The 1422-nt window shown below is 65.6% G+C and carries 2 protein-coding genes; one reads left to right on the top strand and one right to left on the bottom strand.

Annotation, left to right across the window (positions count from 1 at the left end; translation table 11 throughout):
- Positions 1 to 226 precede the first annotated feature (226 nt).
- Positions 227 to 658 carry a DUF6281 family protein gene (locus Q1B24_RS21905; protein WP_366916579.1) on the top strand — a complete coding sequence of 144 codons (432 nt, stop codon included), beginning with the start codon at positions 227 to 229 and terminating at the stop codon, positions 656 to 658.
- Positions 659 to 734: 76 nt separating this feature from the next.
- On the opposite strand, the gene Q1B24_RS21770 is transcribed toward Q1B24_RS21905, so the two are convergent.
- Positions 735 to 1325 (bottom strand): tyrosine-type recombinase/integrase, encoded by a 591-nt coding sequence (locus Q1B24_RS21770; RefSeq protein WP_299933072.1) that lies wholly within the window; start codon positions 1323 to 1325, stop codon positions 735 to 737.
- Between the last annotated feature and the right edge of the window lie 97 nt (positions 1326 to 1422).

Genomic DNA, 1422 nt, shown 5'->3' with positions numbered 1-1422 from the left:
TCTTCAACCAGCTCCTCACCGGCCTCACGGAAGGCGAAGCATCATGAGCGACCGCCCCGACCCTGTGCATAATGCCGATGAGCGCGTACTCGTTCGCTAGCGTCAGTCTGTCGGCGGCTGCGCGACCAACGGGAGTCACGTGAGCGACGACCAAGGCGTTCGTCAGTCATTTGGAACCATGAGAGGCAGTCGTTCGTCCTAGTTGCTACTGCCAGAGTGAGGTGTCGTGTCTCTTCGAATCGCATCGTGTGCAGTTCTCGTATTGGCGGCATCCGCAGGCTGCACCAACCAGCGCGACTTGGTGGACGTCGATGGCTCCCCGGAGGGCGTGACGACGGCGAGCCCCACTGCTCGTGCGCTCCCGTCCGAGTGCACGCCGTTGGTCCGGTTCAAGGGAGTCGTCTATCAAGGACTGGGCTACACAAACCAGGTTGGCGAGAAGATCGGGTGGGCTCGGGAGGCCGAGTGCCTCGACGTGACCGGGGAGGGTCCTCTCTTCACGCAAGGGTCACCTGAGGTCCGCGTGAGTGTCGTGCGCGGATATCCCCCCACCGCCGTCCTCGCGGCCTCCTTGAGCAACTCCCTTTACAGCGTGTACATCGCCGACAGCGTGCCCCCAGCGGAACGCGAAGCCATCGTTCGCGATCTCGCTGAGTGACCGTCGAGCGAGAAATTGTGGTCAAATCCCGATCAAGGAGCCCTCGCCCATACGACCGGATCTGCCGCTGACCGGGTCAGGTGCCGGAGGCCATGTAGGCCGCCAGGACGTAGTTGGGGTGTCGGTCGAGGTTCTTGCGGGCGCGGTCATAGCGCATGGTGGTTCTCGGGTCGGCGTGCCGGGCCGCGATCTGGACGTCACGCAGGTCGACCCCGGCGTCGAGCATGGTGGTGACGAAGGTGTGGCGGAGCATGTGCGGGTGCATCCGATCGGTGGCGATTCCCGCGACCCGGGCGAGGGCTCGCAGCCGGCGGGTGGCGCAGTGCCGGTCCATCCGGTTGCCGGTGCGGCTTCTGAGGATCGGGCCACCGGTCCGGCCGTCGACCGCGCGCTCGATCGCGCGCCCCACCGCGGGTGGCAACGGGACCAGCGCGATCTTGTCGCCCTTGCCCCACACGCGGAGCACGCGATGTCCGTGCACTTCCTCAAGAGCCTCGACGTTGGCGCCGGTCGCTTCGAAGATCCGCAGCCCGAGCAGGCCCAGCATGGTCACCAGAGCGAAGTCGTTGATGTTGGCCGACTTCCTGCCGGCGGTGAGCATCGCCTCGAGCTGGAGGTGGCTGAGACCCAGCGTGGGTGACTCCGTGGAGACGCGGGGCCGGCGCACGTACTCCGCTGGGGAGTGCTTTAGCCTCGATCCACCGATGGGCTTGGGGTTGTGAGCGCGTCGTGAAGTGAGAATGCCCTTACGTGCTGGGAAAATC

This window comes from uncultured Nocardioides sp., assembly GCF_947488025.1.
Classification (GTDB): Bacteria; Actinomycetota; Actinomycetes; order Propionibacteriales; family Nocardioidaceae; genus Nocardioides.
This window is presented reverse-complemented; position numbering and strand designations above follow the sequence as displayed.